Genomic DNA, 14,583 nt, shown 5'->3' on the forward strand with positions numbered 1-14,583 from the left:
TATAGCTATTTCTACGAAAGTTATGAAACAAGATAAGGCTACAAGCTCGCACCAGCAAATTAACCTACTTTTTTCTCTTTATGATGAGTCCTAGAAGAAGCAAAGGGTGTTTTTTGTATGCCTACTATTCATTAACGGGATTCTATTAAACAAGCATAAGGCAAAAGAGGCAGGAGAATATATCCTCCTGCCTCTTTTAGCTTTTGTTTTAGATCACTTATTACAGCCTGCCATCCACCAGACTTCTATCTAAACATGCTTTCGTATCGAAAATAACAGCGTTATTGCTTCTAAATTTCTTATAATCGAAGCTAAGGAATTCATTATGAGCCACAGCTACTACAATAGCATCATAAACAACAGATTGATCAAGCTTGTTTTGTATGGTGATGTCATATTCATGCAGCACCTCATCTATATTTGCCCAAGGATCTACGATATCAACTTCAAGTCCAAACTGGATTAGTTCCTGATATATATCTACTACACGTGTATTGCGCACATCAGGACAATTTTCTTTGAAGGTAAAGCCTAATATCAATGTTTTGGCACCTTTTATTTTGATGTCTTTATTAATCATGAGCTTTATTACCTTGTTCGCCACAAAGGAACCCATATTGTCATTTACCCTACGGCCCGAAAGGATTACCTCTGGATGATAGCCAACTGCCTGCGCTTTGTGTGCCAAATAGTACGGATCTACGCCGATGCAATGACCTCCTACAAGACCAGGTGAAAAAGGAACAAAATTCCATTTTGTTCGGGCAGCTTCCAGTACATCTTGCGTATCTATACCTAATTTATCAAATATTAACGCTAGTTCATTCATGAAAGAAATATTTATATCTCGCTGTGCATTTTCGATGGCCTTAGATGCTTCTGCAACTTTTATACTGACTGTTTTAAAAGTACCCGCCTCAATAATGGACGCATACAAATTATCTACACGAGTAGCCGCTTCAGGTGTGGAGCCACTGGTGAGCTTCTTTATGGTTGTCAGTTTATGAATAGGGTCTCCAGGGTTTATTCGTTCAGGAGAATAGCCTACAAAAAAGTCTTTATTGAAAACTAAACCAGATACTCTCTCAAGCACTGGCACACAGTCCTCCTCAGTACATCCTGGGTAAACTGTAGATTCATAAACAACAAGATCACCAGGTTTAAGAGCAGACCCAACTAGTTCACTCGCATGAAGTAATGGCTTTAAGTCAGGGGTTTTTGATTTGTCTAAAGGTGTAGGAACTGTAACTATAAATGTGTTACACAAGCGCAAATCAGATCCTTTTGAAGTTAACTGCAAACTTGCATTTTCTTCTGAAGCTGTATTTCCTTTACGAATAACAGAGGTTAAATCACCTGCATTTGACTCTAAAGTACGGTCTTTGCCTTCAATCAACTCCTGTAACCTTACCTCATTTACCTCAAAGCCCACCGTGGAATACTTCTTCGCGAATTCAATGGCTAACGGAAGTCCTACATAACCAAGGCCTATAACAGCTATTTTAGTATCAGGAATAACATGGGTAACATGATCAGAGTGCATGCAGTGGCTTATAAGTTTGAACGTTGGAAGTTAAATAAACTGTACTAGCTTTCGAAGCGGTTTTAAAATACGTGTGTAAAAGTGCGGCTTTAGGCCATTTACAAGCCAGGCATTATAATCTTCCTGATTTGCCCTTAGCCTATTCTTTAATGTAGCATTGCTTTTGCCGCCCACACGCATGCGCACTAAGACTTTTGGAATATAATAGGTAGATAATTTATGCTTGTAAAGGTAACGCAGCATGAGTTCATAGTCAGCAGCACTTTTAAAATCAGTATTATAAAGGCCGTAACTCTTATAACAGGTACGCTTTACATAAAAACTGGGGTGTGGCGGCATCCATCCATATAAGAAGTTTGTCCTCTTATAATGCCCAGAAATCCAGTTACGTACCACTTTAGAAATATCTTGCTTCTGAACATAAAGAAGGTCTCCATATACACTATCTACATCCTCTTCTTCAAATGCTTTTGCAATGGTAGCTACGGTATCAGGTGAACTCAGCAAGTCATCAGAATGTAGCAGACCAATAACATCGCCAGTAGCCAAGTTTATCCCTTTGTTGATGGCATCGTATAAGCCTTCATCCTTTTCAGAAACAAACTTCGAGATCTTATGGCCATAGCTTCTAATCACTTCCACGGTACCGTCAGTAGATAAGCCATCCACCACAATATATTCTATATCAGGATAAGACTGGTTTAGGACAGAATTAATAGCGTCAGCTATAGTTTCTCGGTTGTTATAGACGATGGTGATAATGGAAACTTTCACAGCTCAAATAGATGGCAAAGCTTAAAGATAAAGAGTAAATTATAAAATTTCTCGTGTTCTTTTAGGAATAGCAGGATTGCCTTGATAAATAGTATAAGCTTCTAAATCTTTGGTGGCCACAGAACCTACTGATAAAACACTATGGCTACCACATGTAACTCCTGGACATACAGTGGCTTGGGCTCCTATCCAACAGCCTTCCTGCAACATAATTTCACCGATCTGCAGATCAAATGTTGCCTTCTTATAGTTGTGGCTGCCAGTTAATAGCATTGCCCCTTGCGACAGTACCACATTATCCTGAATTACAATAGAAGTTAGATTGTCAATCCACACATTTTCGCCAATCCAAACATAATTTCCTATAGTTAAGAGCCAAGGATACTTAACATTAACTCCAGGCTTGATGACAACTCCTGCTCCTACTTTAGCTCCGAAAGCTCTTAAGAGCAGAACTTTAACAGAACTTATTGGGTTAAACGGATTCACAAAAAACAGAGCATTAACAAAAAACCAAATCGCTCTTTTTAAAGCACCTGCACCTGTGTTAAACCAGCTATTGTCGTAAGCTGAAAGATCAACTCTGCCTTTATTTTGCATCTGCTTGCCCTATTGCAGTAAAATATTCATAATGTAACTGCCGCGAAACATCTTGCAATGAGAAGTGCTTCTTTACTGCCAAGGCTCCGTTGCTTCCCTTCACATACCTGAGTTCTCGGGGTGTTTCAAGTATGGCTTTGATTGCACTGGATATCGCGTCCTCCTTAAGTTCCGTAACCCAACCACAATCATGCTCCAGCACAAAATCTGCAAGATTAACTTTATCGGAGATCATAACAGGTTTCCCCACCTCAAGGGCCTCCACCACTACAAGGCCAAAGTTTTCTTGATAGCTCGTAAGAACAAGGCAATCATATTGCGCCATTTTTTTTTCTCTATGAGCAGGATCTAACTTTCCCTTGAAAGTTACATTATCAAGTTTGAAATCTTCTTTTATCGCCAAGAGTTCTACTAAATGGTTATCGTCATCCTCTCCGTATATATCAACAAGAACTTTGGATTTCAGTCTGGGCTTTAGAATGGCTAATGCCTTCAAGAGCAATGCTAATCCCTTCTTACGATTTATCCTTCCAAGAAAAATCATTTTCAGAGCTTCCGTTTCTTGTGGTTCTTTAACTTCTTCTATTTTAGAGGCTCCATCTTCTTTGAAGTTAAAGCCAATAGGTATAATAACAGGATGTATGCCAGCGGGCACATCAGAATTTTCTAGCTCACTAGTGGTTGTAAACTGCAGAAAACTTGCTTTCGGTAAAAGGCGGTTATCAAAGAACAAGCGGTGCAGTTTCTTTAACCAAGCCGTGCGAGTCAGCGAGTACTGGTCGAGCATACCGTGTGGCGTTACAGCAAGAGGTATATTATGCGAAACAGCAAAGGACATACCCTCTTTGGAGTAATAATTAAAAAGTGTATGCACATGCACAAGATCATACTCCTTGAAGCGCTCTACATATGTGTTAAACTCCTCACTATAGAAATATTTCTTACCTAAAGATGAACTGCTAAGAGGCAGATAATGTACTGTTACACCATCTATAATTTTTACATGCACCTGATCTGCAGGCTGGAATGGAAAGGAGCCGCCGTTTACATTAAGTGTCAGGACATCCAATTTTACTCCTAAGTGAGCTACTAAATATTCTGCCTGCTCTGAAATGCATTTTGGTGGACCTCCATAAAACCACGAAGGCTTATAATATGGAGTTATATAGAGAATCTTCATGAGATGATAAATGCGTAAGTAGCATTTAGTACTGCTACTTAAATAGTATCCTAGAACCAACAAGCACCATAGGATAAACTCAATTTATAAGAAAAAAAATATTAACAGGAACAATAGAATTTACAGCATTATGTTAAAAACTAAAAGACAATGTTGATCAGAATTGAAAACGTAGACATTGCCATAGATTACCTTTCTTGAAGAGGCAATTATCATTTGTTAACTAATGATAACAATCTGCGAGACCATATTTCAGGGGTAATACGCAAAGCTTCTTCAGCACTTATATCTCCCATTTTATTCAATTCCAGATCTGAAAGTTTAACAAAATTAAGTAAAGCTTTCTTGAGTTCTGTTTTATTTCCAGATTTAAACAAATACCCATTTACATTATTTTGAAGGAATTCAGTTGCCGCCCCTACCTTAGTCGAACATAAAAGAGGGTATCCTGCAGCAGCAAACTCATGCACTACTACTCCCCAAGGCTCATAATGCGATGGCAGCACAAATACTCCTGTATCTGAAAGATATTTGCCCAGGTCATAAGGCTGTACAAAGCCAAAGTGCTTTATTTTAGGGTGCTGGATGGCATCTTCAACTAATGGCCCCGTACCAATACACCATAGCTCCCAATCATTGGGATACTCCGCCTGAAGCTGAACAAAGGCATCCCATAAATCTAAGAGCCCTTTTTCGGGCACATATCTTCCAACATAAATAAAGCGTTTTGGAAACTTCTCCTTCTGCCCTTTGTTTTGCGAATAGTACTTCCTAAAATACGGCACATCGGCAGAATAGTATCCAGTAAGAACCTGTTCGGCATGAAAACCTAAGTTATTAGCGAATTTTACCTGGGGCTTGCCTGCCGCAAAAATATGCGAAAAATATTTATGCAATGTAAATTTGGACACCACAGAAGCCACCCTTTGCTTGAGCGTTCCTTGCCACTGATTATCCAAACCAGAAACTACCGGTATGTTGTTTCTGAATTTTCTTGCAACACTCAAATAGTCCTTATCCATCCACCCGCACACAAACAGGAAATCAGGGTCTAGTTCAGAGACAAAAACAAGAAGCTCCTCCTTACTAAAGTCTTTTTTTTCATAAAACCGCACCTTCTCAGGTAAGCGGAAAGCATAAGGAGCCTCTTTGTTCACAGGCCAACGCACCACATGAATCTCTACATCCAAATTAGCCAATTCTGTTACACAGCTAATGAAGTAGTTAGCGATTTCGGTGTATAGAAAAACAAATTTCAAAGTAGACATTTTATTTTTTGGAGAGCTGAAACAACTTCTTGTACCTAATTACTTAATTTTTGCTAAACTTGGCAAGTCATCATCTTTGGCAGTAATTCTCCCATTATCTCTTTTGATAAAGATTAGAATTGTTAGCAAAATAATAAGTTGTATGGTGAAAGGATTTAAAGATCCAATTAACCAGGACTCAACCATATTAGAGGCAACGACGGCAAAAACAATGGGTAACGTCAATTCAGACTTTCTAGAAGCTTTGAAGAATATTGAAGCCCACCCAAGCAGGAACAGCACCAAACCTATCAAACCTGTATCAAGCCATACTGTAAGAAAAGCATTATGAGAGTTGCCAATATGACCAAGCTTCATGAACAGAGCCTCACTTTCAGGTAAATGAAATAAATATTCTGTATAGCTAAAGCCTTTGCCCACCCAAAAGCTTTGTTGGATATGCTGCCATGCAAAATCTCTGGCAATTGTTCTTCCGCTACCTTTCTCGATAGTATCAACACGAGCAAAATCACCTAAGCCTAAGGAAGACAGAATTGCAGGTATATCAATTTCTATAAAGGAAATTGAAAATACAGCTGCAAGAGAAATAAATAATCCTAAGTAAAAGCTCTTTCTAAAGGTATACTGTGAAAGTAAAAAAAACAAGGCTGAAAGTGTTTGTCCACGAGATCCACTCCATATTAAACACGATACTGGAAGCAAGAAAAAAGCTAGTCTTTCTCTTTTTGTTAAGAGCCTAGGGAAATGATAGTTTATAGTATAAAAAGACACAAAATAAACAAAAGAATACATCCCCAAGCCATTAGGGTTGCCAAAAATTCCTCTTGCACGTCCTGTATGGAAATAAATAGCATACGAGGGGTTAACTATATACATTATATAGCAGGCTACTAAAACTAAAGCTCCAGCATACACATATAGTTTCAGAAACGCATTACCATATAATCTATATAATCCAACAAAATAAATAGGAACTACCACTAAAAGCAGCAAGTATGACAACGTTTTCTGAACAGCAACAGAAACAGCTGGGCTAAAAAGAATACAGAAAGTGGCAAAGAGGAAAAATAAGATGAAATTCTTATGGTAAGATATAGATAAATCGAGATTAATGTTCCTTCTTTCAAAGAAAAGTGGTAACAATAATATAATAATATATACAGCTTTTAGTGTAGCGGCAAAAGCAAAGTAATGCAAAAAGCTATCAGAAAGAACAAGCGTAATAAAAAAGCCTGTAAACAATTCAACGTATTGTCCTCGATTAATTAGCCATATAGCAGTAACAGCAAATAAAGGAATTACTAAGTTATTAAGAATAACTCCTGATAAAACCAAAATTACAATAAAAGCTAGTATATTTCTTTTATCAACTGTTGTAGGTAAAGATGATATGTTAGTTGTTGGTCTTATTGTCCTTGTATGTTTGATAATCTATGTCTTAATAAAGTTGTTAAAAGATATATTTTTCAGCACCCTGCTTGTTCAATTATTACACCTCTAGTAATACTAAGTAAAACTATATAATATTTTGTAAAGAATGATATTGGTAAATACAGGAACAAAAAATTAGATAACTCATTCACTTACATTTTTTTGAAAAACGTAGAAACTTTGAGTAAAACTCTTCTTAAGAAACCTTCCTACATTTTTAGGTATTAGACCTGCTGATAAGTAAAGTTAGGCTATGTCTCACAAATTGAATGTTTAATATAAAATAATTAAAGAACCAACAGATACAGCTATATCTTATATTCTACGATAGCATCTTTTTATAATCTTCTTTAACAGAATCCCAAGAGTAATATTTAAGGAATTTATTTCTATTAGATAATCCGTAAAAGGTAAGTATATGCTCATTATGAAGTAAGAAATTAGTAACACTACCTTTTTTAGTCATATCTATACATGTATCATCACTTCTTAAAATCCATCTAAACAGTTCCCTATTATGAAGAACAACTGGCAAGCCTTGTCGCATGGCTTCAATAATAACAATACCAAATCCTTCATTTATTGAGCATAGCACAAATACATCTGCAATTGCATACATTTGCTTTAGTTCTGTTTCTGGAAGAAAAATATTCACAAATCTTTCTCCTAAAAGTATATTGCCTTTGTTAATGATGTTAGCATCCCCTTGACCACAAATCACTAAAGACCATTCTTCATCTAATAAGGATATTTCATCAATCAAATAGTCCATCCTTTTATGATCTCTATCAATTCTACCTACAGAAAGAACAACCTTATTAGTTTTGATGTTATATTTCTTTTTTATTTCTGCTTTTTCTGTATTGTCAAGCAAAATAATTTCTGAACATTTCAAAAAATGTGGTGCTAATACAACATTGTGATGTAAATTTTTAGACTGGTTATAGTTTTCAAAATTAACTTCATGAACTAAATCTGCTGAATGTATATATTCTTCTGGCTTCATCCATACTCCATGGCCTATGATGATTTTAAATTTTCTTTTAAAGAAGTGTTTATAGAAGTTTAAAATTTTACAAACTATTAGTTCTTGACAATAAATTGTTGATACTTTTTTTTGTAGAATCAAAAACTTTATTGTCCATAAAGCAACAAACAAACTTTCCCAATACAATTTAGTTCCTCTATATCTTGATAGAAAATTTGTAACCCATGATTCTCTACTAGGAGTATTAGTCGAATATTCCCTTTCTTCTTTAGAACCAGTACGTTTAATCAAAAAAATTTTAAAAGATATTTCTGCTTCAGAATCTTTAGACAAAGCACTAAATAATTGACGTGCATGTGTTTCATACCCTCTTCTTACATTATCTAACCCAGAAGAAATGATTAAAATCTTTTTCATATTTTATTAATTTAAAAAAAAACTAAATTAAATTCTTGATAACAGAAATTGTTCTTTCTATTATATTGTTCCAGGTATAATTTTTTATTATTAATTGCTGAGCATTTATTTTTAACCTGATAAGTTCATTTTCAGAAATTGTTAAAGCTGAAGTGATACTTTCTTTCAATGCCAATACACTACCTTGTGTTATTAACCAGCCTGTTTCCGTTGAAATAAGTTTATTAACAGCGCCTACATCGGTTGCTATAACGGCTAAACCACAAGCCATCGCTTCTAATATAACAGTAGGCATTCCTTCTGAATAACTAGGACACACAAGTATATCAGCAGATTGAAGAGCTGCTTTAACTTTTTCTTCATCTTTTATTAGTCCTAAATATTTTATTTGATCGGAATAAATTTTTTTTTCTTCAGGTATTGGTCCAATAAAAACAAACTCGAATTCATAAGTTAAAATAAGTTGCTTTAATACTTCAAGAAGTTCTTCAATCCCTTTTCTTCTTTCATAGCGTCCAATAAAAATAAGTTTTCTTATTTTATTCTTTGAAGAAAAATCTAGCGATGAAATCCATGCCTTCTCTATTCCAATAGGTATTTCAATAATAGGCTTATCAGTAAGCTTATGTTGAATGGCATTAAGCTTTCCTCCAAGGGAGAAAATATAATCGGTATTTTTTGAGATACTTTTAACGGGTAGCCTTAGCAACTGATGCTGTAGTTTTACATAGAAATTTGGAGCTTGTTGAAACATCTCTACTCCATGAAAGTTTACTCCCATTAAAGGAAGCATTTTGCTTCTTTTCTTTTCCTGTGCAACTTTCCAACCTGTAAATCCCTGTGCATAAATAAAATCAACAGGTTCATTAGAGATTAAGGCACTGTATAGATAGGTTGAATATTTATAATATTCTGCAATGTAATGGCCTGGAAATTTACCAAGGGACGGAAATGGAATAAAAATTGTAGTAATATAAGAAAGTTCATCTCCTGTAAAGCCATTCAAATCAGCTACATCAGCTTCTTTTGGCCCTGTATGGTACAAGTCTACATACACCTTTTGTCTAGCCAGATATTTAGCTAAGTAGTATGAATGCTTTTGTATTCCACCTAGAACGTAAGGATAAATCCCATCAGTAAGTAAAGCAACTTTCATGGATTAAATATATTATTAATACAATGGCTCATTGATATTACTACCTTAGAGCTGCATCATAAATAGTTTCTAGAATTTTAGCCACCTTGAAAGGGCAGTGCTCCTCTTCTATTCTTTGCAGAGCTTTCGCACCTTTTTTCATAATAACGTTCCTATCTTCAATTATACTTCTAACTATAGCATCCAATTGACCTTCAACAATTTCAGAAAATATTTCTTTAGCTTCTTTAGTGCGTGGTATTGATCGATTATCTTCTACAAGTGGGACTTCAATAAGCCACCCAATATCGTTATTATTAATCTCAGAAAGAGCTGCTCCATTTGTTGTAATAACAGGACAACCAGCCGCCTGTGCTTCTAAGACGGAATAGCCGTATGTTTCATCGTAAGTTGGCAGCAAACCTACATCTGTCTTTCTTAGTACCTCTAAAACACTAATATTAGGGAGTTGGTTATAATGTTCTATCTGTTTATATTTATTTATTATGTTCATTGCCAATATCTGATCTTCTTTAGTCGCTCTTGAAGCATAATCTCCAAATTGTAAATCAGAGACAATATTCAGCTTAACAGGTTGCTTTTCATCTAGTAATTTACTAAAAACTCTGAGTATTTCCTTTCCACCTTTACGAAAGAAATCAGATCCAGTGATTGTAAAAGTAATGCAATCACCTGCTGTTTTTTTTTGATCAATTGAATCAATAAGCTTTGGTTGTTGTGGGTGTAATACAACCATTTTTTGTTTTAGTTCTTCAACAAAGTCACCATATTCATATAAGAAGTTAAGCTGTGCATCATACGCAAACTGACTCATAGCAACCATTCTTTTGCAACTGTTATGCATAAGCCTTTGAGTAGCAAAAGCAATATACCACTTCTCATGCTTGAACACATCTGGTCTGTGAGCGCCTCTAGGTAAATAATGCTCAAAAGTTGTTACCCAAGGTATATTGCCTATGTTAATAGCATTAAAAAAATGATAAAGTGGTACATTATTCAGACCTATATCATAAAAAAGATTTGAGAGAAAAGGATGACTTTTCTTCTTTAACTTGAAATATACATGAGCTGGTACTTTTAAAAAATCTTTTTTTTTTTGAACCTCGTAATCGCTTAAAGGTAAATCAATAAAATTCCTTTTAGGATTATATCCTGCTGCATGAGTGCCAACAATAATTTTGCTCATATAATATGTATTTGGATTTTTGATCCCTTCTAAAGCTTTGTAGCTATAGTATGATTTTGGGCTTAGCTACGCTTATATAGAGTTGCAGAACTTGCTCAGCAATTTGTGGCCATTTGATAATAGATACATCCTGAAGAGCAGTTGTAGCTATATCATGCCTCTGTTTCTCGGTTAACAAAACAAAGCTGTTTATTTGATTCACAAAATCATCAAGGGTCTGCTCAAAAGAAATATAGTTTCCTTTGAATGGATAATTTGAACTAAAAACACTAGATGTTACTACAGGACAACCATAAACCAGACTTTCAATGAGTGAATTGTTTGCTGTAGCGGATGAGAGAGGAAGAAACAAGCAATAGGCAGTTCTGTAAAAATATTCTAGTTCACTATCGCTTACCTCTCTCGTGTACTTAAAGTTCTGGTACTTATTTAACTTAGTTAAAATATCATCTGGCAAACTTCTGTTAACCAGAACAAATTTCAAATAAGGTTTACTTTGAAGGAACCTACTCAAAACCTCTTCATAAAGCTCCCAATTCCGTTGCCAGTTACCTACAGTAAGAATATGCTTCTTCTCTTGTTCAGCAGCATAGCCCTTAAAAAGGCTAGGATGAATACCATGAGGAATTAAGTGAATCTTTTCTTTAGGCATCACCTTTTCAAGGACTGCTCGTTGGTTCTCTTCCAGTATAATTGCAGCAGCAAGTTTGTTGAATCTACCTTTTGTTATAGAGTGAGTAATCTTACCAATTCTTCCACTATAATCACCATACACTACTTCTTGCTCCAGATTTTCGGGGGGCTGGTGAAAAGTAGCTACTACTGGAATATTAGAAAACAAATAAGGAGAAAATCTGAGATATTCTTCAGCATAATATATATGTACTACTTGAGGGTTAAATTTATACTTCGCTATATACTCATAAACCCACTTATACTTTCTTAATAACATATTTGGTGGTGTATGTTCATTGATACCAATTATGGCAGTTGGTTCAGTATATTTTGCCAACTGATCATACCCACCAAGTTCAGAGTGATGTTTATAATGCGTACTCAGGACTACATGGTTAATCTGCTGCATGTGATCCTTTTATTAATTTTAAAATTTCATTTGATAATTTATAACCTAAAATTTTATGAAACTTCAAGTAAGCATCAGTAATTGCAGGACTTACTTTAGGTATAAAGTTAAAGCCTAAAGTATGTTTCATATATAATAGGCTGGCTTTACTGTCATACCTATAAAGCTCCTTTATAACCTCAAATAAAGCTTGAGCTACTTGATTTTCTGTCTCTCCATCTACTTTAATGTCTTTAACATAGTTATACACGGAGTACAAATGTTCTATGCGTCTCTTTATGTTCGATTTCAGATTTGTGGTAGTTATTGAGCCCTCTCTTCTTCTTATTACTGTTAAAGGTTCTGGATCATAAGCTATATAATCATTTTCTTTTAATAGCCGAAACATAAGATCGTATTCCTGACTACTCTTCAGATTCTCATCCCAACCGCCTATCTTATCTATATATTTCTTATTAAATAAGTTTGAACTTGTAATTCCAAGATTAACGTTGGCAAGTGCAACCCAAACGTTTTCATCATTTGGAACAGAAATCGTATTTAAACCATCATGTCTATTTAGATAATGTGCTCCAGCAAGAAAAGAAACTTCACTTTTAACTTTCAAGATGGTATTTAGTTGATGTTCAATTTTATTTGGCTCCAGCATATCATCGGCATCAAGAAATTGTATCCATTCTCCTTTTGCAATACTTAATCCTTTATTACGTGCAGCAGGAGCTCCTTTTTTTGACTCATTTGAAATAATTAAATTAAATCTTGGACTTTTTATTGTTTCAAGAAGAGGCCAAGTATCATCAGTAGAATTATTATCAACACATATAACTTCTATATCTTTATAAGTTTGGTTTTGAACTGATGCTACACAATCACTAATAAATGATTGCACGTTATAGCATGGAATAATAACTGATATTAGCATAAATAAGAATTTCAGCTATGATTTATTATATAAACAGTTATAAGCATCTAAATGAAGTTCTAAGATCAACTCAAGATTCCAATGATTTAACCCATACATCAAGTTTTTCCCCCCTTGCCCCCCTTTATCAAGTTCGAAACCTCTTTCAATCGCATTAGAAACTGAAACATGATCATAATCATTATAGGTAGGGTTCCCAGTCCTCTGCAATATTTCCCCAATGTTGCCAAAACTAGAACCAACAACAACTTTTCCATAACCAAAACCTAAAGCTAGGTTACCTGAATTTAAAGCTTTCTTTCTTGGTATAAGCACCACATTTGAAGTTTTGAAAAGAATCTCGTTTTCTTCCCGTGTTGTGAACTTATTGAAAAGTTTATAACTGCTGTTAAAGGCAAAACTAACATCTTGTCTAAACTGTTTAAATTTTGCTAATGGATTTCTAAATCCAATTTGTTTGTGAGTATACCACCTGTTAGCAATTAGACACTTATTTTTTATATTGAGATTTCTGAAAGAGTCAAGAACAATGTCAAACTCTTCTTTGTCACGAAGTGCACCAAACACTAACATAACCTTCTGCTCCTTACCGATTCCAATTTTTTTTCGTGCAGATGTAACACTGTGCAAATTAGGTAGATTTGGATACAGTTGATGAGGAATAACAAATTGCTGTTGTGGCCTTATAAAATAGTTATTTTTGTAGCGCGTTAAGTATTCAGTTTTACTAAATTCACCTAAATGTATTACTCCGTTACAATATGAATAAACTATGTCATACAACTTTAAAAATGCCTTAGTATCTCTATAATGAGGATGAAGGTTATGCCTCGTACAAATTATTTTCGCCTTTTTTGACCAATGCTGTAATCTACTCTCAAGTAGATTAAGTTGTTTATCCGTTGGCTCCTTCCATTCAAATAGAATTTCTGGCCAATGAATATGAACAACATCATAAAAATTATTTTCACACCAAAATTCAAATATACTCGTCTTACATTCGGTCAATAAAGAAAGGCCTTTTGCTAAATCGTCAGTGTATGAATTTTCTGTATTGTTAGGAACTGCTATTAATATCTTCATTGAAAAAAATAAAGCTTTTTAAACTTGTTACTATATTATGCTTTAGCCTTCCTAAAATATGTTTTAAAGAATTCCTTTCAACTTTTCTTTCAAGAAATTCATATAGCAGATTTCGTCCTAAAGTAAAATTACCATTAGCTGCTACCATCATATACGTTTCAATTTTCATCTTGTCTACAAAGGCTGTAGTCTTAGCATTTGAATGTGCATGAGCAAAAGCTATACTATGGAATATACGTTTAAAAATAAACATTTTTGATATCTTTATCCAAAGTTCAACGTCCATACAGAAAAATAGCTGTTCATTTATAGGACCGCAACTCAACCATGCATTTCTACTGAAAAAGCACGCTGGTTGCATAAAATGACCATGATCAATCCAGTTATAAAAAGCCTCTGTAGATAATTCAGATAGTTTAGGCGTGTAAAGTACAACACCCTCGTCATTGACTTTATGGCCTGTTCCAACAACAGCCCCAACTTCACTATTCCAATCCTCTGATCCAATATGAAATAACGCATCATTAGCTAAAAAGTCATCACTGTTTAGCCAATTAAGAACCTCTCCGCTTGCAAGCTTTAAACCTTTATTTATTGCATCACTTTGTCCATTATCAGATTCGCTTATCCAGTAAGTTATCCATTGTTCATATTTCTTAATTATTTCAACAGTATTATCAGTACTTCCACCATCAATTATAATGTACTCCAGATTCGGATAATTTTGAAGCAGGACAGATCGAATTGTTTCTTCAATGAACTGACCTTGATTAAAAGAAGGAGTTACGATAGAGATTTTAGGCCAACTGCATTTATTAGCATAAATAGCTGAATCAGTTTCTTCATTCCAAGGCCAGCCAAGATTATCTGTTTTAGGTAACTTACTTAACAACATTGCAATTGTTAATTTTTGATTTATATACTGCTACTCCCATTAAAACTTTTAGTTTG

The 14,583-nt window shown here is 34.8% G+C and carries 13 protein-coding genes; all 13 read right to left on the reverse strand.

All coding sequences use genetic code 11. The features are described from left to right. Positions 1 to 220 precede the first annotated feature (220 nt). Positions 221 to 1,543 (reverse strand): nucleotide sugar dehydrogenase, encoded by a 1,323-nt coding sequence (locus tag LN893_RS15285; protein WP_229971563.1) that lies wholly within the window; start codon positions 1,541 to 1,543, stop codon positions 221 to 223. 30 nt (positions 1,544 to 1,573) lie between these two features. Continuing rightward, positions 1,574 to 2,317, reverse strand: coding sequence for a glycosyltransferase family 2 protein (locus tag LN893_RS15290; RefSeq protein WP_229971564.1), 744 nt, complete (start codon positions 2,315 to 2,317; stop codon positions 1,574 to 1,576). Between the two features lie 39 nt (positions 2,318 to 2,356). After that, entirely contained in the window at positions 2,357 to 2,917 is a 561-nt protein-coding gene (locus tag LN893_RS15295) for a WcaF family extracellular polysaccharide biosynthesis acetyltransferase (RefSeq protein ID WP_229971565.1), read from the reverse strand. Continuing rightward, a complete protein-coding gene (locus LN893_RS15300; RefSeq protein WP_229971566.1) occupies positions 2,907 to 4,097 on the reverse strand; it encodes a glycosyltransferase in 1,191 nt (396 codons plus the stop codon). Before LN893_RS15300 ends, LN893_RS15295 begins: the two co-directional genes overlap by 11 nt. Before the next feature lie 212 nt (positions 4,098 to 4,309). Beyond that, complete coding sequence (locus tag LN893_RS15305) at positions 4,310 to 5,254, reverse strand: glycosyltransferase family 4 protein (protein ID WP_229971567.1); 945 nt, start codon at positions 5,252 to 5,254, stop codon at positions 4,310 to 4,312. A 150-nt stretch (positions 5,255 to 5,404) separates the two neighbouring features. Beyond that, on the reverse strand, positions 5,405 to 6,700 hold the full coding sequence (locus LN893_RS15310) for an O-antigen ligase family protein (RefSeq protein WP_229971568.1): 1,296 nt from the start codon (positions 6,698 to 6,700) through the stop codon (positions 5,405 to 5,407). A 418-nt stretch (positions 6,701 to 7,118) separates the two neighbouring features. Further along, on the reverse strand, positions 7,119 to 8,201 hold the full coding sequence (locus LN893_RS15315; protein WP_229971569.1) for a glycosyltransferase family 4 protein: 1,083 nt from the start codon (positions 8,199 to 8,201) through the stop codon (positions 7,119 to 7,121). A 22-nt stretch (positions 8,202 to 8,223) separates the two neighbouring features. After that, complete coding sequence (locus tag LN893_RS15320) at positions 8,224 to 9,357, reverse strand: glycosyltransferase family 4 protein (RefSeq protein ID WP_229971570.1); 1,134 nt, start codon at positions 9,355 to 9,357, stop codon at positions 8,224 to 8,226. A 40-nt stretch (positions 9,358 to 9,397) separates the two neighbouring features. Further along, the gene (locus tag LN893_RS15325; protein WP_229971572.1) at positions 9,398 to 10,543 is read right to left on the reverse strand and encodes a glycosyltransferase family 4 protein; all 1,146 of its coding nucleotides are present in this window, start codon (positions 10,541 to 10,543) and stop codon (positions 9,398 to 9,400) included. A 43-nt stretch (positions 10,544 to 10,586) separates the two neighbouring features. Next, on the reverse strand, positions 10,587 to 11,627 hold the full coding sequence (locus LN893_RS15330; RefSeq protein ID WP_229971574.1) for a glycosyltransferase: 1,041 nt from the start codon (positions 11,625 to 11,627) through the stop codon (positions 10,587 to 10,589). Next, the gene (locus LN893_RS15335; protein ID WP_255710081.1) at positions 11,614 to 12,549 is read right to left on the reverse strand and encodes a glycosyltransferase family 2 protein; all 936 of its coding nucleotides are present in this window, start codon (positions 12,547 to 12,549) and stop codon (positions 11,614 to 11,616) included. The genes LN893_RS15330 and LN893_RS15335 overlap by 14 nt, the downstream gene beginning before the upstream one ends. A gap of 15 nt (positions 12,550 to 12,564) precedes the next feature. Further along, on the reverse strand, positions 12,565 to 13,632 hold the full coding sequence (locus tag LN893_RS15340; RefSeq protein ID WP_229971578.1) for a hypothetical protein: 1,068 nt from the start codon (positions 13,630 to 13,632) through the stop codon (positions 12,565 to 12,567). Further along, a complete protein-coding gene (locus tag LN893_RS15345; RefSeq protein WP_229971581.1) occupies positions 13,607 to 14,527 on the reverse strand; it encodes a glycosyltransferase family 2 protein in 921 nt (306 codons plus the stop codon). The genes LN893_RS15340 and LN893_RS15345 overlap by 26 nt, the downstream gene beginning before the upstream one ends. Between the last annotated feature and the right edge of the window lie 56 nt (positions 14,528 to 14,583).

Source organism: Pontibacter harenae (genome assembly GCF_020907245.1).
GTDB classification, from domain to species: domain Bacteria; phylum Bacteroidota; class Bacteroidia; order Cytophagales; family Hymenobacteraceae; genus Pontibacter; species Pontibacter harenae.

Bases quoted from the DNA above. Each gene is read 5' to 3' on its own strand.
- LN893_RS15285 (WP_229971563.1), bottom strand. From the start codon at position 1,543: ATGCACTCTGATCATGTTACCCATGTTATTCCTGATACTAAAATAGCT.
- LN893_RS15295 (WP_229971565.1), bottom strand. From the start codon at position 2,917: ATGCAAAATAAAGGCAGAGTTGATCTTTCAGCTTACGACAATAGCTGG.
- LN893_RS15300 (WP_229971566.1), bottom strand. From the start codon at position 4,097: ATGAAGATTCTCTATATAACTCCATATTATAAGCCTTCGTGGTTTTAT.
- LN893_RS15315 (WP_229971569.1), bottom strand. From the start codon at position 8,201: ATGAAAAAGATTTTAATCATTTCTTCTGGGTTAGATAATGTAAGAAGA.
- LN893_RS15320 (WP_229971570.1), bottom strand. From the start codon at position 9,357: ATGAAAGTTGCTTTACTTACTGATGGGATTTATCCTTACGTTCTAGGT.
- LN893_RS15325 (WP_229971572.1), bottom strand. From the start codon at position 10,543: ATGAGCAAAATTATTGTTGGCACTCATGCAGCAGGATATAATCCTAAA.
- LN893_RS15330 (WP_229971574.1), bottom strand. From the start codon at position 11,627: ATGCAGCAGATTAACCATGTAGTCCTGAGTACGCATTATAAACATCAC.
- LN893_RS15335 (WP_255710081.1), bottom strand. From the start codon at position 12,549: ATGCTAATATCAGTTATTATTCCATGCTATAACGTGCAATCATTTATT.
- LN893_RS15340 (WP_229971578.1), bottom strand. From the start codon at position 13,632: ATGAAGATATTAATAGCAGTTCCTAACAATACAGAAAATTCATACACT.
- LN893_RS15345 (WP_229971581.1), bottom strand. From the start codon at position 14,527: ATGTTGTTAAGTAAGTTACCTAAAACAGATAATCTTGGCTGGCCTTGG.